Annotated in this window: 20 protein-coding genes; 7 read left to right on the forward strand and 13 right to left on the reverse strand. The window is 35.9% G+C overall.

Features of this window, described 5'->3' with window-relative positions; all coding sequences use genetic code 11:
* Positions 1 to 380: 380 nt before the first annotated feature.
* Positions 381 to 824, reverse strand: coding sequence for a phospholipase D-like domain-containing protein (locus DEU42_RS17780; protein ID WP_410501024.1), 444 nt, complete (start codon positions 822 to 824; stop codon positions 381 to 383).
* 253 nt (positions 825 to 1,077) lie between these two features.
* Between DEU42_RS17780 and DEU42_RS17675 the strand changes: the two genes are divergently transcribed.
* The 6 genes from DEU42_RS17675 to DEU42_RS14115 all read left to right on the forward strand — a co-directional run bounded on the left by DEU42_RS17675 (position 1,078) and on the right by DEU42_RS14115 (position 10,468).
* The gene (locus tag DEU42_RS17675) at positions 1,078 to 1,293 is read left to right on the forward strand and encodes a hypothetical protein (RefSeq protein WP_114758954.1); all 216 of its coding nucleotides are present in this window, start codon (positions 1,078 to 1,080) and stop codon (positions 1,291 to 1,293) included.
* A gap of 371 nt (positions 1,294 to 1,664) precedes the next feature.
* The gene (locus tag DEU42_RS17680; protein ID WP_233506693.1) at positions 1,665 to 2,156 is read left to right on the forward strand and encodes a relaxase/mobilization nuclease domain-containing protein; all 492 of its coding nucleotides are present in this window, start codon (positions 1,665 to 1,667) and stop codon (positions 2,154 to 2,156) included.
* Between the two features lie 58 nt (positions 2,157 to 2,214).
* Positions 2,215 to 2,694 (forward strand): hypothetical protein, encoded by a 480-nt coding sequence (locus DEU42_RS17685; RefSeq protein WP_233506694.1) that lies wholly within the window; start codon positions 2,215 to 2,217, stop codon positions 2,692 to 2,694.
* A gap of 177 nt (positions 2,695 to 2,871) precedes the next feature.
* Positions 2,872 to 5,961, forward strand: coding sequence for a hypothetical protein (locus tag DEU42_RS14105; RefSeq protein WP_114758956.1), 3,090 nt, complete (start codon positions 2,872 to 2,874; stop codon positions 5,959 to 5,961).
* 9 nt (positions 5,962 to 5,970) lie between these two features.
* Positions 5,971 to 9,918: a DUF6443 domain-containing protein gene (locus DEU42_RS17475; RefSeq protein WP_158537884.1), complete on the forward strand. Its 3,948-nt coding sequence runs from the start codon at positions 5,971 to 5,973 to the stop codon at positions 9,916 to 9,918.
* 7 nt (positions 9,919 to 9,925) lie between these two features.
* Positions 9,926 to 10,468, forward strand: coding sequence for a hypothetical protein (locus tag DEU42_RS14115; protein ID WP_147278128.1), 543 nt, complete (start codon positions 9,926 to 9,928; stop codon positions 10,466 to 10,468).
* Between the two features lie 291 nt (positions 10,469 to 10,759).
* Here the strand turns inward: DEU42_RS14115 and DEU42_RS14120 are convergent, their stop codons facing one another.
* From DEU42_RS14120 to DEU42_RS14170, 11 genes are read right to left on the reverse strand one after another with little or no spacing between them, the layout of a single operon-like run.
* A complete protein-coding gene (locus tag DEU42_RS14120; protein WP_114758958.1) occupies positions 10,760 to 11,893 on the reverse strand; it encodes a type II secretion system F family protein in 1,134 nt (377 codons plus the stop codon).
* Complete coding sequence (locus DEU42_RS14125; RefSeq protein ID WP_114758959.1) at positions 11,883 to 12,350, reverse strand: prepilin-type N-terminal cleavage/methylation domain-containing protein; 468 nt, start codon at positions 12,348 to 12,350, stop codon at positions 11,883 to 11,885. The genes DEU42_RS14120 and DEU42_RS14125 overlap by 11 nt, the downstream gene beginning before the upstream one ends.
* The gene (locus tag DEU42_RS14130) at positions 12,337 to 12,675 is read right to left on the reverse strand and encodes a hypothetical protein (RefSeq protein WP_114758960.1); all 339 of its coding nucleotides are present in this window, start codon (positions 12,673 to 12,675) and stop codon (positions 12,337 to 12,339) included. Before DEU42_RS14130 ends, DEU42_RS14125 begins: the two co-directional genes overlap by 14 nt.
* Complete coding sequence (locus DEU42_RS14135) at positions 12,663 to 13,964, reverse strand: hypothetical protein (RefSeq protein ID WP_114758961.1); 1,302 nt, start codon at positions 13,962 to 13,964, stop codon at positions 12,663 to 12,665. Before DEU42_RS14135 ends, DEU42_RS14130 begins: the two co-directional genes overlap by 13 nt.
* On the reverse strand, positions 13,961 to 14,425 hold the full coding sequence (locus tag DEU42_RS14140; RefSeq protein WP_114758962.1) for a hypothetical protein: 465 nt from the start codon (positions 14,423 to 14,425) through the stop codon (positions 13,961 to 13,963). The genes DEU42_RS14135 and DEU42_RS14140 overlap by 4 nt, the downstream gene beginning before the upstream one ends.
* A complete protein-coding gene (locus DEU42_RS14145; RefSeq protein WP_233506696.1) occupies positions 14,425 to 15,354 on the reverse strand; it encodes a hypothetical protein in 930 nt (309 codons plus the stop codon). Before DEU42_RS14145 ends, DEU42_RS14140 begins: the two co-directional genes overlap by 1 nt.
* Before the next feature lie 2 nt (positions 15,355 to 15,356).
* Positions 15,357 to 16,085, reverse strand: a complete 729-nt coding sequence (locus DEU42_RS14150; RefSeq protein WP_147278129.1) for a hypothetical protein — start codon at positions 16,083 to 16,085, stop codon at positions 15,357 to 15,359.
* A gap of 21 nt (positions 16,086 to 16,106) precedes the next feature.
* Positions 16,107 to 16,637: a general secretion pathway protein gene (locus DEU42_RS14155; protein ID WP_114758964.1), complete on the reverse strand. Its 531-nt coding sequence runs from the start codon at positions 16,635 to 16,637 to the stop codon at positions 16,107 to 16,109.
* The gene (locus DEU42_RS14160) at positions 16,634 to 17,812 is read right to left on the reverse strand and encodes a PilN domain-containing protein (protein WP_114758965.1); all 1,179 of its coding nucleotides are present in this window, start codon (positions 17,810 to 17,812) and stop codon (positions 16,634 to 16,636) included. Before DEU42_RS14160 ends, DEU42_RS14155 begins: the two co-directional genes overlap by 4 nt.
* Positions 17,812 to 20,004, reverse strand: a complete 2,193-nt coding sequence (locus tag DEU42_RS14165) for a type II secretion system protein GspD (RefSeq protein WP_114758966.1) — start codon at positions 20,002 to 20,004, stop codon at positions 17,812 to 17,814. The genes DEU42_RS14160 and DEU42_RS14165 overlap by 1 nt, the downstream gene beginning before the upstream one ends.
* A gap of 45 nt (positions 20,005 to 20,049) precedes the next feature.
* Positions 20,050 to 21,459, reverse strand: a complete 1,410-nt coding sequence (locus tag DEU42_RS14170) for a GspE/PulE family protein (protein WP_114758967.1) — start codon at positions 21,457 to 21,459, stop codon at positions 20,050 to 20,052.
* A gap of 127 nt (positions 21,460 to 21,586) precedes the next feature.
* On the opposite strand from DEU42_RS14170, the gene DEU42_RS17380 reads away from it, so the two are divergent.
* Complete coding sequence (locus DEU42_RS17380) at positions 21,587 to 21,787, forward strand: hypothetical protein (RefSeq protein ID WP_147278130.1); 201 nt, start codon at positions 21,587 to 21,589, stop codon at positions 21,785 to 21,787.
* 153 nt (positions 21,788 to 21,940) lie between these two features.
* On the opposite strand, the gene DEU42_RS14180 is transcribed toward DEU42_RS17380, so the two are convergent.
* Entirely contained in the window at positions 21,941 to 22,351 is a 411-nt protein-coding gene (locus DEU42_RS14180) for a type IV pilin protein (protein ID WP_114758969.1), read from the reverse strand.
* Positions 22,352 to 22,357: the final 6 nt, after the last annotated feature.

Here is a 22,357-nt window from a genome sequence, read left to right on the forward strand (position 1 = left end):
AATATTTGATTCACTAAAGTACTGAGATATGCGATGCCTTTTTCATGCCTGTTGGTGACTCTAAAAATGTGTTTAGTCATGAGAATTTCTTTTGGAAGTAATAATTAAAAGTTTAATGTATTATAGTAGCTGTAACACCTTGGGCGTGCCATCATGGTGCTCTCTTCATTTCCGCATTTGTGGCAGACGTTCTCTTCGTAAAATGGGTTTTAAAAATTAGCCTATGTCTAGTAGCAATTGTAACAATATGGTGCTGCGGGTTCGTAAGGGATTGAGGTTTCACAACGAATACAAAAACCAGTTTTAACCCGTGCAGTCCGATGTGATTTTTGGATTTCAAAATTCCTTTCAGGTTTTGTAAATCTGTTATTAAAAATTTTTTAATCCGCAGATTGCAAAATTGATTTTACTTCAGAAGTGGCTTTTTGATAAAGTCTTGAATCGCTTTCTGAATCTATCAGTATGTCCGTTTCACGGTTATTCTTTTCGGAGAATTGGTACATATTCATTGAAGTTATTACCATACTATTTTTATTATAGTAACACTTCGCATGTAGATTTTCAAAGTAGTAAAGTTCTATACCGTTAAGTTCTGCAATTAGAGCCTTTTCGTTGGAGTGTAAATCTTCTTTGCCATAAATGATTTTGATTCGTACACGTCGGTTAGAGGCATCTTTGAGTCGCTCAAAAAATGTTTTCGAAATCTGTAGATAAGGAGATACCAAAACAAGTTCATATTTGCTTCGATAATTATATTTTCGATATAGTGAGAAGCGCCATTTGTTGTTAGGAACTCTGCTATGGTAATAAGGTGATTGGTCAATTCTGCAATTTTATAAATAGAAAATGGATTAACCAAATTACAATATCCTAGTCAAAATTTACCCTTAATTGTTTTTATCCTCTGAACCGTATTACATTAGTTTGAAGCATAGAAAAGGCTGTGGTCGATTGCCTTGTCCGCGGCAATGGCAAGATGCCCCGTTGTCGGACAACGGCATCTTGCTGCCCCATACTCCGGAGTCGTGGGGGGGACACTGATATGCTTTACAGCTGTTGAATCAATGAAAGGATATTATGGAGGCTGAAGACAACAACCGTAAAAGGCGTATCTATGTGGGCCTTACTGACAAAGAATTTACTACCCTTGAAAATCACTTCAAGAATACTACCTGTCGCAGCGTAAGCGACTATGTGAGGCACTGCTTATTCAGCAAACCAATCACCACCCTCACAAGGGATGCTTCAGCTGATGAAGCCATCATGCAAATGAGCCCCTTAACCGCGAGCTGAATGCTATTGGTAACAACTTTAACCAGCTGGTCAGGAAGATAAATGCAGCGTCACAAGCAGCTGAAATTAAAGGTTTGCTTCTTTTTGACAGCCAAAAGAAAGCAATGTTCTCTAAGATTAATGAGGTAAAAGAACAACTTCAAAAGCTTTCTAAAAGATGGTTGCAATAATCAAGACTAGGCATTCTATCAGGTCGATGCTTAACTACAACGAAAAGAAGATTAAGGAAGGCAAAGCAGAATGCATTTGCCAGGGAAATTATCCTGTGGATGCCGAGAAGTTAACCTATTCAATAAAGCTGAATCGACTTGACAAGCAATGCAAGCTCAATGAGAATGTGAAGCGCAACACGGTTCATATCTCACTGAACTTTGACCCCAAGTGAGGCAAGCCTGCCTAAAGAAAAATTATTGGAGGTAGCAGGGAATTATATGGATAAGATTGGTTTTGGAAATCAGCCATATTTAATCTATCAACATCACGATGCAGGGCATCCTCATTTACATATTACAACCACTAATGTAATGGAAAATGGAAAGCGGATTGCCATGCACAATATCGGCAAAGACATATCGGAACCGGCACGCAAGGAAATTGAAGAGGTCTTCAATCTTGTAAAAGCGGAGAACCAAAAAAAGAAGGAATACAAACCAGAGGCTGTTTCAGCAAGAGTCCAATATGGCAAAACAGAAACTAAAAAAGCAATTGATAATGTACTAAACTTTGTAGTAAACAATTATAAGTACACAAGCCTGCCAGAACTAAATGCAGTGCTAAAACTGTACAATATTGAAGCTGACAAGGGAACAGGAAATTCTAGGGTTGCGAAGCATAATGGATTGCTGTACCATGCACTTGATTAAAAAGGAAACCGCATTGGCGTTCCAATAAAGGCCAGCATGTTTTTATGATAAGCCAACATTGAAGAATCTGGAAAAGAAATTTATTGTCAATGAGATAAAGCGGCAACCGGATAAAGCCAGGATCAAAACTTCGATTGACTCAGTTTTTCTAAATGGTAAAATTATTATTCTGCCTCAACTTTTGAGGCAACTTCAAAAGGAGGGTGTTGATACAGTCTTGCGTCAGAATGCCGAAGGGTTGGTGTATGGTGTTACATTTGTTGACCATAAGACTAAATCTGTTTTTAATGGGAGCAGCATAGGGAAGGATTATAGTGCGAAAGGATTGCAGGATATGCTAGTAATGAAACAAGAAAAGGTTGGACAGGAAATCGATTATTCGCGAAAAGAATTAACTGATGTTTTGCATGAGCATAGTGCCTCTATGGGGATAAAAGGTCTGACTAATTTTTTGGACATTTTAATGAGGGTGGAGAATAATTTTGATGATGTGTACAAAGAGCTTAAAAGACGAAGAACGAAAAGAAGTCAAAGATAATTATTTTAATCCACAGAAATATTAGAAAACTATAGGATTGCAGTAAACTTGCAGTTTTGAATAAGTTTTACATTTTATTTTTTTTCCCTTATTGTAGTTGTGGAAATAGCTGTAAAATTCCCTCCATCCATATTTCGTAAGATTATTTTTATATTTTTGTATCAAAATCAATCTGCCATGTTTAAATATTTTAGTGTAATTATTTGCCTGTTTTTTTTTAATACAATTTCTGCGCAATCGGATGTCGTACCTAAAATTCAAAGCCCAAATGCTGCTGCTATTGACAAGTATGGAGAAGTTCCTGTAAATTTATTTACGGGTTCTCCCAGAATTTCTATACCGTTGCATACCATTGTGTCTGGATCAATAAAATTACCAATTAGTTTAAATTATCATCCGGCATCTGTAAAGCCTAATCAACATCCTGGATGGGTTGGTCTAGGATGGAATATAGAATGCTATGGAATAATTTCACGCACTTTAAAAGGAAAACTTGACGAATTTGGGGGGAGTACAAGTGAAGGAGCTATAGTTCCATATTATCCGAATGCATCTTCGCAAATATCTGGAAGTGAAAAAGTAAATAACACTACTGATTGGTATTCGTCATCAGCACTTCATAATTACTATACTTTACAACCCGGAGAAGCTGTAGACACAGATGTAGAAGCGGATGAATTTACATTTAATTTTTTTGGACATAGTGGTAAATTTTATTATGCTGGCCCAAGTTTGGGATGGGTAGTAATATCAAACGAAAATATAAAAATTGAAATGGATGGCTTTCTGGAGCCAACTCAGATTATCGCTGAAATAAATCAATATACACCCAGCTATACACTTGGGTACAATGAGGCTACTTTACAACCTAGAATGTTTCTTGGTTTTACACTGACCATGGAAGACGGAAGCAAATATACATTTGGAGGAAGTGATGCAGTAGAATTTAGTTCCCCTTACGGAGCAGCACCATTTCCTGGTGTAAGGGCAGATTCATGGCTTCTTAAAAAGGTAACCGATGTTTATGGCAATACCGTTAACTTTCAATATAATCGAGATTATATTAACTGTGCGCTTTCCGGCACTTTTATAAACAAATACGCCACTTGTGTAACTAATGGAGGGTTATCCCAAAGCGGATCTGAATTTAGTTTTCAGCCTGTCAATATGACGAAACTATCTGGTAGTTATATTTTTCCAATGTATTTGCAGAAAATAACCTCTAGTACCGAAACAATCCAGTTTTTAAGTTCTGTAGCTCAAAACATTACCCGATATACTGATCTGCAGCTCAATCCTTGGAATCCTCAGGACCCTAACTTAACCTTAATTGACAAAAACATTGCTAACCTGCAGTGGAAAAAACTTGATAATTTTGTGGTTAGGAATAACAATAATCTTAGCGGCGCATATGTAAGATCTTATAATTTCGGATATATAAGCTCACCTATTCAACGACTTACTCTTGGAAGCTTCCAAGAAAGTACAGGAGGACCTAATTCTAAACATTATACATTTAGCTATGACGCATTAGAAACTCTGCCTGGTTTTAATGGTAATTATACGGATCATTGGGGTTTTTACAACAATATTGACATTACTGGTGCATCAGCATCACAAATTTATAATCTTAAAGAACCCAATCCAACATATACTATTAAAGGACTTCTCAATAAAATAAGGTATCCTGCCGGAGGATATACAGAATTTACATGGGAGGCTAACTCTTATTCAAAAGTAGTTTCAAATGCCCGTAATTCGCTTGCATCAATTACAGGTTATGCTGGTGGGGGCAGGATTAGAGAAGTGAGAAATTATAGCGCGACAGGTCAATTGTCAGATAAGAAAAATTATTATTATGTGACAGGCTATTCTTCCTCGACTAATCCTTCAACTCTTTCATCAAGTGGTGTATTAAATGGTACACCAAGGTATAATTTTTACAGTCCTAATAGAGTGAGCTATACAGGCGCTACTACTGTGACGTATGGAGAGACAAGTCTTTACACTGCAGCCAATTACAGCTACAGTGGAGGTTCACATATAGGCTATAATGAAGTGACAGAAGTAAATGCCGACGGCTCTTACACCAAACATTATTTTACAAATTATGGTGTTGATATAAATGGAGTCAGTCACTTTGACCAAGCACCATTAGGAAGTATTGGATGGATTACAGGAGATGATCCATATATGCCATTTTCATCACTTGAATTGGAAAGAGGATTTGAAACAGCTGTGTTTGATTATAAATCAAATAATATTTTGTTGCGAAAAAAAAATATCTTCTTTAGGACAGATTTAGGCAGGTTTAATGAATTTGTAAAACAGATAATTTTTACAAACTCTTATGGATGCAATGTCGGTAGTGCTCTTCAATTCGTAGCTTCTAATAAGATCTTTAAGTATAATTATTATCCTGTAAAAACTGAGCTTACCACTTACGATTCTTCGGGTAATAATCCTGTAGTTGAAACTAAAACTTTCACATATAATAATTATAACCAGTTAGCAAGTGAAACTGCCAATACATCTGTAAGTAATGAAAATGAGATTGTTAGATACTACTACCCTAACGATCTCCCAACCGACCCACAAATGTCTACACTTATAACTGCCAATAGGATAAATTCGGTCATACTTACCGAAACCTATCGTAATACACAAAAACTTACAGCGAAGAAGAACATTTATGCTAATGATGTATCAACAGGAAATCTTCCACTAGTAAAATATGAATATGCAGCCAAGTATCCTAATAGCTTACCAAGCGTTACATCTCCTCCGGTAGGCCAAATGGAGAGATTGTTAACCTATGTTAAATATGATACTGATAGCAACGGTAATGCGAATGGTAAACTTTTGGAGTATAATAAAGAGAAAGGTATACCAGTAAGTATAATATGGGGATATAATAAGCAATTACCTATTGCTATAATTGAAGGAGCACCTTATAGTACTATTGAGCCTTATGTATCAAATTTACAAAATATATCAGATTTAGATATCGATTCAGGACCTAATGGGCCGTCTGAAAACAACTTACGTGTCCAGTTAAATGGTATGAGAGATGCATTACTCTTATCCAACCCAACACTGAAAATAAAAACGTATACACACAATTACATTGCAGGAGTTACTAGTATAACCGACGAAAAAAATTATACAACTTTTTATGAGTATAATAATTTACTCTATGTAAAAAGTATTAAAGATATTGACGGAAATATTTTAGAAGAGTTTGAATACCAATACAAAATGAACTAAAACCAAACCATGAAAAAACAATTCTTACTCCTGTTACTATTACCTGTTTTTAGTTTTGCACAGGTAATGGATCGAACTTTTATTAAGTCGACTAAATATAAGATCGCTACAACCAATACAATAATTAACCCTACGGTACAGCAAGCACAGATAACCAAAATTTTTTACGATGGGCTTGGGCGCCCTGCACACCAGATAAATTACCAAGCTTCACCTTCTGGTAAAAATATTGTACAATATTTTGAGTATGACCCTTTAGGTCGTGAAAGCAGGAATTATTTACCCTATCCATCATCGTTAAATGATCTGAATTATGAAGATGGGCTTCAAAGTAAAACTGTATCATATTACCAAGGTATTTATGGCATAAATGAAACTAATCCTTATAGTGAAAAATTTTTTGAAGCCTCACCTCTGAATAAGATAATGGAGCAGACAGCTCCAGGTCTTGCATGGCTCGGCGATCCGAACAGTGATGCCGACCATACTATTAAATTAGTTTACTCAAGTAATTTAAGTAATGAAGTGCGAAAATTTAGTGTAAATTTTCCAATAGTAAATGGGATAGAAAACACAGAAGCTCCATCGCTTATTGTAACTACAGATTATGAAGCCAATCAGTTATTCAAGACAATTACCAAAAATGAAAACTGGACCAGCACATCGGGAGACAATAAGACATCGCAGGAGTTCAAAGACAAACAAGGCAGGATTATTTTAAAAAGGTCATTTAATGCCGGAGTTCCTCATGACACTTATTATGTTTATGACAAATATGGTAACCTCACATATGTAATACCTCCCTTAGCCAATAGCTCTGTCGGTATAACAAGTATAAGTGCAGCTGACCTTGACAATCTGTGCTATCAATATAAATATGACTATAAAAACCGTCTTGTAGAAAAGAAATTACCTGGAAAAGGCTGGGAATATCTGGTATATGATAGCCTGGACAGGGTTGTACTTACACAGGACAAAGAATTAAGGAATCTTGGTAAGTGGCTTTTTACTAAATATGATAAATTTAACCGAGTTGCCTTAACAGGCAAGTTTTCCAACAATGTAAGCCGTGCTACAATACAAACGGCGGTAAATGCATGGCCAACATTAAATGTTACCAGTACAACAGCAGTAGGTTTTACTATGAATACTCAGGGCGTATACTATACAAATAGTTCTTATCCAACTACATTACATGCTGTACCAACAACGAGTATGGAATTACTTACTGTAAATTATTATGATGACTATAGGTTTGCTAACCAAGCCTTAGTACCAACATCTGTTTATGGAACCAATAACGTAACTGCGAATGTTAACTCTCTTCCTACGGGTTCAGTGGTGAGGGTATTAGATACAGATAAATGGATTACCAATTTTACAGCATATGATAAAAAAGCAAAACCCATCTATCAGTATACCAAAGACAACTACTTAGATTATGATTCAAACACAAAAATAAGATTGGAGCCAATAACGGGATTAGTGTTGGAAACCTCCTTTAATAGTAATCAAAAAATAACTACGTCAAGTTTAACATACTGGAATCCATTAACAATTACGGATTACTATACATACGACCATGTCGGTAGGGCACTCACACACACCCAAAAAAGTTCTAATAATAGCTCATTAGAATTAATAGCATTCAATAAATATAATGAATTAGGGCAGTTAATTCAAAAAAAGGTGGGAGGCTATTATAATCCAAATGATATTTATGATCAGGTAAATGGTTTACAAGTAGTAGATTATGATTATAATATAAGAGGTTGGCTCAAAAGCATAAATACCCCTGAAACAGCTTACCCAGGTTATTATACTTCATTGTTTACATTAAATTTGAGCTATGAGACCGGAGCTTCAGCACTTTATAATGGAAATATAAGTAATCTTCTTTCTATGACACCTAACGATGGTAGTCCAAGAGGTAGAGGCTACGATTATTTTTATGACGACCTTAATAGGCTTACCAGTACAAGTAATTATCTCTTATCAAGGGCTAGAACTTCCCAACCTTATAATGAAACAATACAGTACGATAAAAATGGAAATATAACAAACCTTACACGGGGGGGGTGGCTTTCAAACGGTACAACATCTAATACTATTGACCAACTTTCATATACTTACACTGGAAATAAGCTAGACAACGTGAATGATACTGGTACAGCCTCTGAGAGTTTCATAGATGGGAATGTTGCGTCTGTAACCGGAGTAAAGGATTATTGGTACGATGATAATGGTAACATGACAAGAGATTTAAATAAAGGCATCGGTAGTGCGACAACACACGGTATAATGTATAATCATCTTAATCTTCCAACTACCATAACATTTAGTGAGGGTAGTTTTATAAACTATGTTTATGACGCATCAGGTAAAAAACTTGAAAAAAGGGTGACTGAAACTATTGGTGGAACACCTACTATTACGCAGTATCATGGTACACTTGTGTACCAAAAAACACCATCGGATCAATATGCAGAGCTTCAATTTATACCACATAACGAAGGATATGCTATAAAGAATAGTCAAGGTAAACTTGACTATATTTACCAGTATAAAGATCATTTGGGAAATGTAAGGACGAGTTATACCGCTACAACTAAATTACTCTCAAGTACCACATTTGATTCCTCGGCAGGAGGCTTTATAGTAAAAGGAGGAGCAACATCTGTCCTCCAGTCTGGGGCTATGGTGGTAAGCGCAACTGGGGCTTATCAAGGGGTAAGGAAAAATATTAGCAACACGGCTGTACCGGGGCAACGCTTTAGGTTTAACGTAATCGCTGACAGGGGAACAACTGATGCAGTACGAATTTTTATATCAGAGGCAAATCCTGTAACAGGTTTGTGGACTGAATACCTGATAGCTCGTCTGGCACCAGGTCAACAAACGCTTAATTTTGATTATGTTGTAAAGGAACAAAGTATAATTAATCTAACTTTGGATAAAGAAGAAACAAGTACACAATTAAATATTACAACAAACTTTAAATTGTTAAATTTTGAAGTTTATAACGTTACCACCCAAATTATTGAAGAAAACAATTATTATCCTTTTGGCCTTACGCATAAAGGTTATAATTTTACAAATACAGGGGGAAATAGTGTAGCGCAAAAGATTAAGTACAACGGTAAAGAGCTACAAGACGAGCTGGGACTTGGAATTTATGATTATGGAGCAAGGAATTATGACCCTGCAATTGGTAGATGGTTTAATATTGACCCATTGGCGGAGAAATATTATCAGTTTTCACCATATAATTATGCTATAAATGACCCACTTAGTCATATTGACCCAGATGGAAGAGATATAGAGAATATTACTGGAGGTGTTAGATTTACTGGTGAAGATGCTAAGAAAGCTTTTACTTCAATAAAAACTCAACTTGACAATAAAGAAGGCTTTAAAGGAATACATTTTGTATATGAGTCTAGAACTCCTTCTATTTATGGACATACATTAAATTCTTTTAGAAAAGGAAAACCTAATGTTTTACATTATGACTCTAATACCAAGGCAAGAGATGAAAGAAGAAAAGAAAATTTTAAAAATAGTGGACTTACTACTAAACCAGGTTTTCATAGAGATGAATATCCGTATGCATCTACAATTGAAGGTTCAAATGCTGATGTAGCTTATGTTCCTGCATCTGAAAATCTATCTCAGGGAGGAAGTTTAAGTCGTCTTTATAGTACATTAGAATCTGGAGACTCTTTTCTTGTTTTTCCTGTTCCTATTGAAAAAGAAAGAGAGCCAGGAAGGGTTCCTGCTCCATATAAAAGACCAGCACCTGTTAATGATGACCAAATTAACTATAACCCCATTCTAACACCTAGGGGTGTGGCGACAGCAGTTGGAACTGCAACGGCAGCTTATATAATTTATAAAGCAATTGTTGGATTGGCCACGTTTGAATGTGGAGGTTGTGGTCTTCTAGTTACCCCTTAAAATCTATATGAAAAAAATATTTTTAATATTAATATTGAGCATGTCATGCTCAATCAATAAAAAGAACATAATGCCTATAAATAGTTTAAGTTTTCATACTGAGTATAATCAGTTTTATATTAAAGATAAAAAATGTACAGCAAACACAAACTCTTCAAAATTTTGGACTGATAAAGCTTTTTCGGAAAGATTAGCTTTAGAATATGGGATAATTGGCATCCGTACTCAAAGTTACGGTAATATTAAAGGAGAAATAATTATTTTAGATAGATCTACTAATATTTTAGAAAATGGCTTGTTTAACCATATTGTAGAAGGAGGAATTGATATTAATTCAGGTGAATTGCAAATTTTAAATTGCCCTGATAATCAGATACAATTAGAGTTAAAAGTAATACCAGGTAAATATAGAGTGCGAATATATAGCTCAAATTTATCAAGTGTTAAAGAGACAGATTTAGCACATGATACAGATAATGATTATTATAGAATTGAAATATGGCCATCAGAAGAGATGGAGACACGGGTTTTGAAACAATATTTAGAATAATAGAAAAAGAGATGAACAATGTTCATCCTTTTTGTTTCTACAATCGTTCCAAAGCCAATGCAGTCCCGCCCCAACAATAACCAGTAAGGCAACAATTAGCTGTAACACGGCACTAATAAGTCCTAAGTCATTACTTAATGATGTAGGTGTATTTTGTTTATGGTGGTTAGAGATGCCAGTCATAAACTTGCTGTCTATTATGTCGTATTTGAGTTGTGTTTACCTTTACAATGATACCATAACCTGTATCAGGATGCTTTCTTCTATGGTAAAAGATATAGCTGGTATTTTTTATCCTATAGCACTACTTAGTTGGAACATAGGTAAATACATTGCAATCAATAATACAGCCACTAATACACCTACAAAAACTATAATAAAAGGTTCGAGAATGGTTGCCATTATTTTCGATTGTTGCACTACTTCCTGATTGTATTGCTCATTGAGCTGATTGAATACATATTCGGTCTGATTGGTTTCTTCCGCGACCTTAACAAGGGATATGATCCTGCTGTCAAATAGCTTATTTTCTTTCATACTTTCACTTAAGCTTTGTCCTTTTAAGATACCGGTTTCAACTTTTTCCAGAGCATCCTGTAATGGCACAAACTGAATCATTTTACTAACCATCTGGATGCTGTTTAGCATTGGTACTTTACTAGTGGTTAAAAGTGCCACTGCCTGTGTAAATTGTGTTATATATACTTTTGATAAAAACGATCCAAAAACAGGTATTTTCAGGAGTATATAATGTAATGTTCTTTTGTATTTAGAATTATCTTTCATGAGTTTTCCGGAAATAACAAAAACTACAATGGTGAAGATAAACAGTAGACCATACGATTTTGTAAAAGCTGACATTTTTATGATTACCCGTGTAAGGAATGGTAATTCCATACCATTCTGTTTAAAGATGTCCTCAAACATTGGTACTACATAACTAAGCATAAATAACACAACAAGTATAGCTGTAGATAAAACTATAGAAGGGTAGGTAAGGGCCGATATTACAATACGCTGCTGTTCATTTTTGCGTTGATAGAAAACACCAAGTTCATGGCATACCCTTGCGGTTGTTCCGGTCTCCTCTCCAATTTTGATGGAATAATATTCATATTCAGTAAAATATTTGGACGCTTTTAGCGCTTCAGAGAGAGGCTTTCCGTTAACAATCTTATTCAGGATACCCTCAAGCATTTCCTTATCATTTTTCTTTTTAAACGACTCAATTATAAGGGTTAAAGCTTCCTTTATTGTTATCCCGGCTTTTAATAACACAGCAAGTTCCATATAGAAAGACTGTTTCTTTTTATTAGGAAAGCCGCTGCCGAATAGAACTATCTCTGTTTTTAGCAGACGTTCAATTTCGCTGGCTGTATTTTTAGGAGCCGAAGGGGACGTGGAATTATTGAGATTAAAAGCCATTGTTGTTTATAAAATGTGATGCATCATGTTTAGCAGAGATAAAAATAGCATAATCAGGTATTTCTTTATCTGCTGCCAGGGATAAAGCATCAATTGAACCTGATGTAGTTTCATGTCCCATATAATAGGTTTTACTTACTGATATTGTAAGCGGTATAGTGTCAGTGTTTCGCAAAATATATCCTTCTGAAAAATCATAATTTACGGTATCCGATACCGACTTCATAAATAACTTTCCATCATTGTAACTGATGAAATCATGCTCATTAAAATCCTGCCATAGGCGTTGTTCCAATAGGCTCAATTCAGTTGTTTTTCTAAAATTCTTCTCGATTCCCCTTATTTGTTTTTGAACAAGGTTTAGCACACTAAAAGCTAGTCCTACCACAATAACGGTAATAACCATTACTACGAGCATTTCGGATAATGTGAATGATTTGACTTTATTCCGCTTCATTAAGCCTTGTTTTGATAATTTCCTTTTTATTGGTTTTGTTAACTCCTATGGCTGTTATCCAGGAATATTTTCCTATAGTTTTTTTTTCTATGCTGATATTCCAGTTTTTGAATTCTTCTGTATAGGGCAGAGGTATGTTGCCGTAATGCATCTGGTATTCTAATTCTGAGATTCTTGTTTCTACGGCATGAGTGTTTTTGGAAAAGGAATTTAGCAGCACGTTATTAAGCACAAGGCTTGCTATCATGAATATGATAACAATTAGTACTGTGGCTACAAGAGCTTCCATAAGTGTAGAAGATCTAATTTTTTTTAATAAAGCCATTGCATCACGTTTTTATTTTGTCTTTCAAATAAGATGCCTCCAAAAGCTTCGGGTAATTTTTCACTGTTAATCTCGCAATTATAAAGATGGTTTACAAAAACAGTCCCGCCCTCATTACTTATAAAGTAGTTGGTGTAAACAGTACCAAATACACTACTGTCTTTAAGTTCAAGGTTTCCGTCACAATAGATCTCGCCGGTAAGTTCTGATTTTTCTGAAAAACAGATATTCGGTTTAAAATCCCTTTGCTGGAGCACTTCATCAAAATAACAAATTGTACCTTTTACAAGAGCACCTTTATTGATAAAAATAGTGTTGCTGTAGATGTCGTTCTGCCTGGAAGGAGGAGAGACCTGATTTTCATTTTCAAGCAATACCAAAGCAGTTGGGTAAGATAATCTGCAATGCTGCCCAACTCTTATTGATTTGTCTGCAATTGCCTGAAAATTGCCTGAAACACCATCGTCGATTATTATTTCTGGTGCTAGGAGTATTATATCACCAAGGTTTGCTGTAGCACGGACAATAATTTTTTGTGAGGAACGAATAATTATGTTGCCCCTTATTGTCGTATTTTCAAGAACTACTTCTGAGGTACTATAATATCCTTTGGTTGCTTCTTTAAAGGAATTTGTAAGAATGCTTTTTTTTCCTAGCGGAATATAGTCTTGCATGTTCAAGGGCTCGTACTCTTTGAGAAGTTGCCTTAGTTTTCTTTTGTAATCATACTTTAGTTCAGGTAATTTATTATCACTTTTATCCATTATCCCATACATTAGTCTGGAGCCGTAATAACTGTTCCCTGAAATATTGCCCGGCCTGATACCTTGTTGCGGAAGAAAAGCTTTTCCTTTTACAACCGTATTCCCTACAACAGCAAGTGGATTGTAATTCTCTGTAAGATATATACTGGGTCTGTCCTCCTTGTTGATACCACTCCCCAGAAGTACACATTTTGTAAAAACTTTTTTGCGGTGGATAGTCTGCACAAAACCTTTTTCGAAGATACCCCATTGTGAAAGATGGATTTTTATTGACTGATCTTCCCTGACATCTTTCAATACAGGCAAGAGCGTGTCATTACTCAAAGTTTCGTGTTTTTGAAGCATGATGATACCGGTTTCTGATAACTGGATATTATTGACTATTGCTTTTGACTGTTCAATAAAATAACGGTGGGTATATGCCAAAAGTACAATTGCGGCAAGCAGCAAAGCAATAAGCACGGATATAAACAGGGTAAATTGTAATGCCCCGGATTTTATCTTTTCTTTCCACCTTATTTTCATTCCTGTATCGCTATCGTTGTCAGTTCACCCCTATACTTCACTGTTATTGAATGCCTGTTTCCCGTTTTAAGTGTTATATCCTCTATGGTTTCTTTTTCTTTCATCATATAGGATTTTCCATTTATGATAACCAGGAATACTTTCTTTTTGTCTTTTATATCCGATACAGTACCTTTATATATGAGCTGCGGCCATGGTATGGGTTCGACTATCCTGTTTTTTTTTGGTATTTGTTTATTGGCTGTTGCAGGGGCATACATTTTTCCTAAAAAGGGATCCCTGTAGTTTACATCGATGGTTATTATTTCTCTTTTTTTCGATTTAACCGGTGTAACTGTAAGTTGGGGCGTTGCGTCCTGTGGTAGTTCAGGATTAGTATAGGAAAAGAAACGATAAATCACCATACCCCAAATACCAAGGACAAGGACCAGTAGCAGATATGTGTTTTTTTTCTTCTTCATCAGTTAAGGGTAAAGCTGAAAACGGTGCTTTGTTGGCTTGTGTTTCCGGCCTCATCAAAAGATTTTACAAACCAATAGTAGGTACCGTTGTTTAGTGTAGAGGTAGTATATGGACTACCCTGTAAATTTTTATAAACCAGATTTGTCAGGTTTTGATTTGAGTAAATATAAAGGCTGTCCTTCTCGCTACTTCCCGAAACAGGAGTTCTTGTCCACTGAAAAGTAACCTCACTGTCAGAAGAACTGCTGAGATTCGCAGGTGTTGTCAGTACAGGTGTGTTTGGAGCAGTAGTATCTACCAGTAAAGAACGCGCTGAATATAAAGTGTTTTGGCTACCGTTTGTAGCTCTTATCTTCCATTGATAGTTTCCTTCGGGAAAAGTATAGTTGTAACTTGTAGGTATGACATCCTGCTCAAAAATGACTGTACTGGTATTATCAACTATTTGTAGATGATAGGCTGTTGCACCGATAACTGATGACCATGAAAGGCTTTGTGCAGCGGTATTTGTAATAATATTATTCGCTGGGGACAACAACGCTACGGAGTTGCTTTGAAAATCCTCATTACTGACAATTGTAAAAGATCTTGTAGTAAAAGGTGTGGCATAAGCACTGTTTACAGCTCTTACACGCCATTCGTATTGTCCGATGTTCAGTTGGGTTGTAAAAGAAGTTGTATCAATGGTAGTATCGGTAATTATCTGCAATGGATTATTAAAGTCAGGTCTAGCGATCTGTATTTGATATTGCGTGCCATTTTCAATAGGATTCCACGTAAAGGTAATGCCTGTTGATGCAAATTGTGCACCATCGTATGGAGCGATGAGAGAAACCGCCTGATCTGATATATCTGTCTCCAGCACAATTTCTTCACAAGCCCCAAATAAAGCGCACAGTATTATTAAACTATATATTTTTTTCATCATATTTAGAGTTTGAAAAGATTCACTTCTTCTTTTTCTTTTATCTTGCTATACGTATCTCCGGGGCATGATGTGCCTTCATTTACGATGTCTCCAATGTACCAGTTGTGCCTTTCATTTATTGCCCAACAGAATTTACCGGTGGTGTATGCAAGAACGGTTGAGAATTGCAGGTCAACCGTATCAATCTTTTTACCATCTTTATACAGAAGTATCCCATATTTTGTTTTGTCTTCATTGATAAGGTAATACGAATCGGCTTGTTCCATTTTGGAAAGCTGATCATTAGGAAGCACTAGCGCTACGCTGGTAATAATAGATGCTTTACTAATATCTTTAAGATAATTGACCACTTTTTTATTATGGGGTGCATTAAGCTCGTCAATGATTCCGGCATAATCAAGGAAAGTAACAGTCACAAACCTTGGCTTATCGGGTAAGCTATCAATATAGTTAATTTTGTTCGGTAGCTGATTTACTTTATTTTTAGCGGTATATATTTTATTTACTGCTTTGTTAAAGGGTAATAATTGTACATCCAGCCTGATCTTGTTTTCAAATAAAGGAAAAAGCCGCGTATCAAAATCATAATTGAGTTTGCTGAATGAGCTTTCTGTCCCGACACTTCCAATCTCTACTGTAGCTGCTGATATTTTGTATTCTTTATTTTTAATTTTTGTTGTCTGACAGGACATTGCAGTAAAAAGCAACGCAAAAAAATATAAGATTCTCATAATTTTTTTTTATGTAACGGGTTAACCGGCATTTTTTGATTCTGTTTTTTGTAAGATGACCTCTAGAGTGAGATAATCGCTATTTGTTTTATAATTTTTCTTTTTTACAAAATCGGTATGTTTGATTATTCCCCAGGAAGGATTATTTTCAATGTCGTTTAAAAGCAAGAGCATACTATTATAGTTTCCTTCAAGAGAAAAAATATAGCTAGTAGTTACTACTTCATTTTGAGTAATGGTATGAGGTTCCTGAAAGTCTATTATTCTCAGGTTATTGTCCCTGCTGGAGCGGGTGAGCATTTTTAATAACTGGTTTTGAAATGAATCATTACTGTTAAAATTATATTGTGATAAAACGGTGTTAAGTTGTCGGTCCTTTTGCACAAGTTTTTGCAGCATTTGCGGATTGTTGAAATCTTGTGATAAAAGTTGTTCCTGCTCTTTAAAATGATTATAATAGTGTAACGTTTTGCTTATGGCAAAGGCATAACAAATATAAAATCCCACTACCAGTCCTGCCAGTAGTATTTTGTTTTTCTTGTTTAATTTCATTTTACAATCGCTTTTAGCAAGAAATATGTTTCCCCTTCGGCATTCTTTCCAAAGTTAGCTATTGTGACTTTTTTAATATCAGGGAGTTTTTCCAAAGCAGCAATCCAATTTGAAAAATCTTCATTGCTTAGTGTAGTACCTTCTATGATCAGTTGTTTTTCCTGAAATAGGATTGCCTCGTCTTCTCTGACTTTTTTCTCGAGTGGATTATAAGTTAATCCTGAAAGGGAAACCGTTGAGGGTATACCCTGGGCAATACTGTTGAGTAATAAGCTCCTTCTGGATATAGAATGATCCGATATACCATTCAATGCCAATTCTTTGTTTTTGATCTTCTCTCTCAGCTTCACAATAGTTTCTATACCAGCTTTATTTAAGGCTATGGCTTCATCAGCTGCATTGGCTTTGTCAAAATAATAACTGAAAGCAATGAAATTCAGAAGAAGAATTCCTAACATCAGTCCAATTCCTGATTTGAGGCCTATTTCATAAAAGCTACCTTGCTTAAAATCTTCAAGAAGAAAGTCGTTTATTTGCTGTATCGATCCGTTGGTATTTCTAAATAAGAACAACCCAAGGATACCGCCAAAGCTCAGGATGTAATTATTTTCGATGGATAATCCATTAATTTCCATAATTATAGGAGAATTAACTCCTGTCTGGATGAGAGTATCTCCTTGCGGAGTGATCGTATGAGTGTTCGTTGTAATTGTGTCAGGAATTGTAAAGGACATCATGCTATCAAGTGAACACAATCCCAGACTTATTCGTGCAATCTTAAAATGCTCCTTTAAAGAGGAAATAAGACCATCGACGTAACTTTTACGGCATATTGCAACTAGTGCGCCACTACCAGTGCGCCAGATTTCATAATAAAAGTCTTCCAGTTGCAAATTTGGAAATGCCTTGTTTACGAGTTTCTTATCGTTTGAATCGGAAAATTGTACTTCTTTCTGTAATACATTACCATTGTTCAATATAATAACTGTTGGTAGTTTATTTTTCGCTTTGAACAAGGTGTCGCGGTCATTAAATATTTCATTTTTAGAAATATCAAGATTGTCCTTTTTCTTTTCAACCTGAAGAAAGGCAATTTTTTCTTCATTGTTGACAGAAAAGAACTCAATGCCGTTATAGTGTTTTCCCAACAATAATGTGTCCAGAGTTTTTGCCATTAGTATATGACTGTAGGTTTTATAAGTATTGTCAGTTTTTTTCTGGAATCTTCTCTTTTACGCGAACTAAATAGCCATTTTATGATCGGTATCCTGGCCAGCAAAGGAACACCCGTTCCCGAATCATTTTTTACCTTTTCTTCAAGTCCTCCCAAAACAATAAGATCCTGATCGCGTACCCTGATCAGTGAAGTGAATTCCCTTGAATTAATACCCGGAGGGGCATCTTTGTCAATTCGGTCTCCATTAAAGCTTGATTGTATTACTTTAACATCCAGTGTTATCTGCCCATCACCTGAAACCAATGGACGTATGGTAACTGATAGCTCAGCATCTATAGGCTGGTAATTCTTAATTTCTGATGCCTGAGGGATTTGCGAACCATAAAAATTTTGGTTGGTTACCACATAATAAGTAGTCTCGCCAATAGATAGATGTGCTTTATGTCCATTTAGTGTGGATAGTCTTGGTGAGGAGCGTATTTTTAGGTCTCCATTTGATTCCATCGCTTTTAGGCTTAGGTAAAAGTTAGGGACAACACTACCGATATTAAGCGAACCAAAGCCGTCAAAACGGTTAATAATGTTATTGATGGTATTGGCTCCCAGGGTTATATCTGCCGAAGGAAATACAGATCCCTGAGTAGTGGCCGACTTGTCGCCAATTCCTGCCTGTATGCCCGTTTCTATTATGGCGCTTCGACTTACTTCAAGCAGCATCACTTCTATTAATATAACAGGAACCGGCTTGTCGATATACTGAATAAAAGATTCAAAACGTTGGATGTTTTCTGCAGGGCCATTCACTATAAAACTATTCAGTTCCTTATCTACTTTGATATCGAGATCCCTTTTTACTTCCTCAGGTATAATTGTAAGTATCGATTCAGCAGGCTTACTATCACGGTTTGTATTTTGGCTTTGCGTGTTTTGAGTTTGTCCGGTTCCCGTGGTATTGAAGCCACCAGTATTATAATTGGTATAATTTGGTGTAGATGTTCTGCCTACATTTCGTTCCACTATGTCCGGGTCTGCCATAAGTTCAATAGAGCGGTGCATCATTGGAATAGATTTTACATTTCGGATGGTGAGTTGTGTTTTTGTACCGAAATAATATATTCCATTACTTTTTAGAAAGCTGTAGGTATCCGATCCTGCCGCTGGCATTGACATACCTGCGGTATTTCCATCAATATATTGGGAATTGGCTGATTGCGCGGAATTTCGAGAAGTTGTATTAGTAGTTGGTTGTGCGGAATTTTGCGAATTTGAAGCAAAAATTTTGCTTAAAAGCTCATCAAAAGTAATGTGTCTGGCCTTGACAGTTGCATTACCTGCATTCTCAAGAGGGCTTGCAATAAACATATCTATTCCAAGCTCTGTGCCTATGTCATATACTATACTGGCAATAGGGGTATTTTCAAAATCAACTTCAAGCAGCTGCTTGTCTTTATCAATGATAGTGAAAAAGAAATTGGATTTACGGGACTTCATTGGTCTGCTCTGTTTGATCGCAGCAGTGGAAGAATCATTACCGGTCGCTGAATTTCCTGTTGAGCCGTCACGATCAAACAGATAGAAGTTATCTCTTGATTTTGTAACAAAAAGGTCGTTGCCGTAAGCCAGTTTGTTTAGTGCTGCATCAAAAGGCATACTTTTAATATATGCTGTTAGGCTAAGGTTTTCCATTCCAGGTGTAAATACAAGATTTTTACCTGATATGTCCATTATTTTCCTAAAAGCATCATAAAGTTTATCGTCTTTTAAGTTTAGTGTCAATAAATCGCTGGTGGGATCATAGCTAGCCTCTATGTTTTTTTCTACAGGAACGGGTTTTGGCGCCTCATAAGGTTTTATCGAAAGAATGTTACCTGTAAAATCAATGGTTAACTTATATTCTTTGCACAGATATACTAAAAGATCGGCTACTGCTACATCGGTAAAATTGTTGACTATATTAATTTGTTTAAGGGCAGGTGAAACGTTTAAATTAACCTTATGTATATCGGCTACCGCAAGCAAAAAATCTGAAAGGGAACTTTCCTTAATATTAATATTGACTTTCTGGGTTAAACCCGGGCTATCCGCAGCAATTGCTTCAATGTTATTGCGAAGATTATCGATTCGTTGATTTTCCTGGGAAAAAACAAAAGTTGAAACAAAAAAAAATAAAACAGGGAGTAGGTATTTCATGTAAGGTTTTTCTAGTAACTTTCTAATCACGTCAAATATATTAAATCATTCCATTAACAGAGAAAAAACTTCCTCTATTGCAGTTGTGCCGTCATTTATTAAGTCAATTGCATTTTTTTGGAGGGTCTGTATAGTGTTTTCCTGCAAATAGTGGTCAATGGATAGCGTGTTTGATTTTATTAATGCCATCAGCTCTTTGTTTACCGGAAGTATCTCATAAATTGCTTTACGTCCGGAATAGCCGGTATGATAACATTGTTCACATCCTGTAGCTTCATAATGATATGTTAAGGTATCAGGAATTTTAAAACCGGTAGGGAACAAATCCTGATGGATCGGCTTTTGTGTTTTACAGCTATTACATAGTTTACGAACCAGTCTTTGCGCGATACTTATATTCAAAGTACTTGCAATCAGAAAAGGAGGTACTCCCATATCAATGAGTCGTGATACAGTTGCCCAGGCGGAGTTAGTATGTATAGTGGAAAGTACAAGGTGGCCGGTCAATGCTGCCCTGATTGCCATGTTGGCTGTGTTGACATCACGAATCTCACCAACCATGATGATATCCGGATCCTGCCTTAGGAAAGTTCGGAGTGTAGCGGCAAAATCGAGGCCTATGTTTTCCTTTAACTGAACCTGATTGATACCTTCGAGAGTATATTCTATAGGGTCTTCTACAGTAAGTATATTTGTATCCGGCAGATTTAGCTTTTTTAAAGTCGCATATAATGTGGTAGTTTTTCCCGACCCCGTAGGTCCGGAAATCAGCACAATTCCATTAGGCTTTCTTATACCTTCCAGATAAGTTCTTAGTTCTTTAGGGGTAAAGCCAATCGATTCCAGTGCGATATGGTCGGTATCTTTACTCAAAATCCTTAGCACTATTTTCTCACCGTGCAGGGTAGGAAGTACCGAAACCCTCACATCAAAATCCTCATATTCTGTAGTAACGGTTATACGGCCATCTTGTGGCAATCTTTTTTCAGAAATATCCAGTTGTGCACGGATCTTAACTTTATTGACAATTATCGGATACTCTTCCAGGCTTATATGGAACTGCTCTTTAAGTTTTCCATCAAGACGAAAGCGAACTCTTGCCTTTGCCTCATAAGGCTCCAGATGGATGTCACTGCTTCCTGTTTCTTTTGCTGAAAGTAATATTTTTTCAAGGAAATCCGTTGAATAATGGATTTCAGAGACGCGGGAATGGTTCGATTTTCTGTAATTAGTCGAAAGATAACGGCTGATGTTTTCACTGGTTTCTGCTACCAACTCTACCTGTAACCCTAATAATATGAACAATTCCGATTTTAACTGGTCAATGTTGGGGTTGTCTGTTTTAAATGTTGTGACTTCCGTAGTTTTGGATTCGGGCACTATCCGATAATGGTAAGCCTGTTCCGCATTGACGAGTTGCTGTAACTCGACAGGAATGTTGAAATTATGCTCCATTGGCTATGAATACAAATAATAAGGCTCCAGAAAAAATGAAGCTACATAAATAAATAAAAAAAATAGAGCAATATATCCCGCTAAAGGTACATTTTTATGTGTACCGGTATTCTTTAAAAAATAATGGATGAGAAGAGAGAAAAAAAGTGAAAAGACAAAAAGCACTACAAAGGTTGTTGTTGGAAAAATAAAACTCAGAAAAAGCAACAATAAGATGTCTCCAATACCCATAGTGCCGTTAATGAAATTCATCTTCAGTTTTAACCTTGAATACAAAAACAGAATCAGTAAAAGGATAATTATAATGCTCAGATTTATTAAAGAATAAACTAACGAAAGCTCGTATCCTAAATTCTTCGCCTGTACTATATATCCTATCACTCCTACTAGGGGATATAAGAACCAGTATACTAGTCTATCCCTAAAATCCTGTAGAAAAATTATAAAAAATACGGCAATAATACCGGCCTTCAATATGAAATCAATCATTGGTAACCTCTTTAGGATTACCGTTATGGTCTATTTCCCAAACATTAAAAATGCCATCACCATTAAAATCGGTAATGGCTGTAGCCCTGGCTTTAAATTCATTATTGGTCGCCTGTATAATTTCATAGGAATAATTAGCTGTGCCGTTCTCTTTAACGGTTTTTGGTACTTCAAAGTCAATTTCATTGAAATCCATGCTGTACTTTGAATACATATAGAAGTATTGTTTCTGAGCATTCGAAATTGCTTTGAGCTGTGTTTGTGCTTCTACACTCTTAGCCTTTGAAATAAGAGGCATTAGATTAGGTAAAGCTATCAATAAAAGTATACCTATAATTGCCAGTACTATAAGTATTTCCTGCAGGTTATAGGAGGGTAGTTTTTTAGTTGAATATCTTTGCATATCCTT

Source organism: Flavobacterium sp. AG291 (assembly GCF_003350375.1).
Classification (GTDB): domain Bacteria; phylum Bacteroidota; class Bacteroidia; order Flavobacteriales; family Flavobacteriaceae; genus Flavobacterium; species Flavobacterium suzhouense.

Bases quoted from the DNA above. Each gene is read 5' to 3' on its own strand.
- DEU42_RS17675 (WP_114758954.1), top strand. From the start codon at position 1,078: ATGGAGGCTGAAGACAACAACCGTAAAAGGCGTATCTATGTGGGCCTT.
- DEU42_RS14105 (WP_114758956.1), top strand. From the start codon at position 2,872: ATGTTTAAATATTTTAGTGTAATTATTTGCCTGTTTTTTTTTAATACA.
- DEU42_RS17475 (WP_158537884.1), top strand. From the start codon at position 5,971: ATGAAAAAACAATTCTTACTCCTGTTACTATTACCTGTTTTTAGTTTT.
- DEU42_RS14115 (WP_147278128.1), top strand. From the start codon at position 9,926: ATGAAAAAAATATTTTTAATATTAATATTGAGCATGTCATGCTCAATC.
- DEU42_RS14120 (WP_114758958.1), bottom strand. From the start codon at position 11,893: ATGGCTTTTAATCTCAATAATTCCACGTCCCCTTCGGCTCCTAAAAAT.
- DEU42_RS14125 (WP_114758959.1), bottom strand. From the start codon at position 12,350: ATGAAGCGGAATAAAGTCAAATCATTCACATTATCCGAAATGCTCGTA.
- DEU42_RS14130 (WP_114758960.1), bottom strand. From the start codon at position 12,675: ATGGCTTTATTAAAAAAAATTAGATCTTCTACACTTATGGAAGCTCTT.
- DEU42_RS14135 (WP_114758961.1), bottom strand. From the start codon at position 13,964: ATGAAAATAAGGTGGAAAGAAAAGATAAAATCCGGGGCATTACAATTT.
- DEU42_RS14140 (WP_114758962.1), bottom strand. From the start codon at position 14,425: ATGAAGAAGAAAAAAAACACATATCTGCTACTGGTCCTTGTCCTTGGT.
- DEU42_RS14145 (WP_233506696.1), bottom strand. From the start codon at position 15,354: ATGATGAAAAAAATATATAGTTTAATAATACTGTGCGCTTTATTTGGG.
- DEU42_RS14150 (WP_147278129.1), bottom strand. From the start codon at position 16,085: ATGAGAATCTTATATTTTTTTGCGTTGCTTTTTACTGCAATGTCCTGT.
- DEU42_RS14155 (WP_114758964.1), bottom strand. From the start codon at position 16,637: ATGAAATTAAACAAGAAAAACAAAATACTACTGGCAGGACTGGTAGTG.
- DEU42_RS14160 (WP_114758965.1), bottom strand. From the start codon at position 17,812: ATGGCAAAAACTCTGGACACATTATTGTTGGGAAAACACTATAACGGC.
- DEU42_RS14165 (WP_114758966.1), bottom strand. From the start codon at position 20,004: ATGAAATACCTACTCCCTGTTTTATTTTTTTTTGTTTCAACTTTTGTT.
- DEU42_RS14170 (WP_114758967.1), bottom strand. From the start codon at position 21,459: ATGGAGCATAATTTCAACATTCCTGTCGAGTTACAGCAACTCGTCAAT.
- DEU42_RS17380 (WP_147278130.1), top strand. From the start codon at position 21,587: ATGAGAAGAGAGAAAAAAAGTGAAAAGACAAAAAGCACTACAAAGGTT.
- DEU42_RS14180 (WP_114758969.1), bottom strand. From the start codon at position 22,351: ATGCAAAGATATTCAACTAAAAAACTACCCTCCTATAACCTGCAGGAA.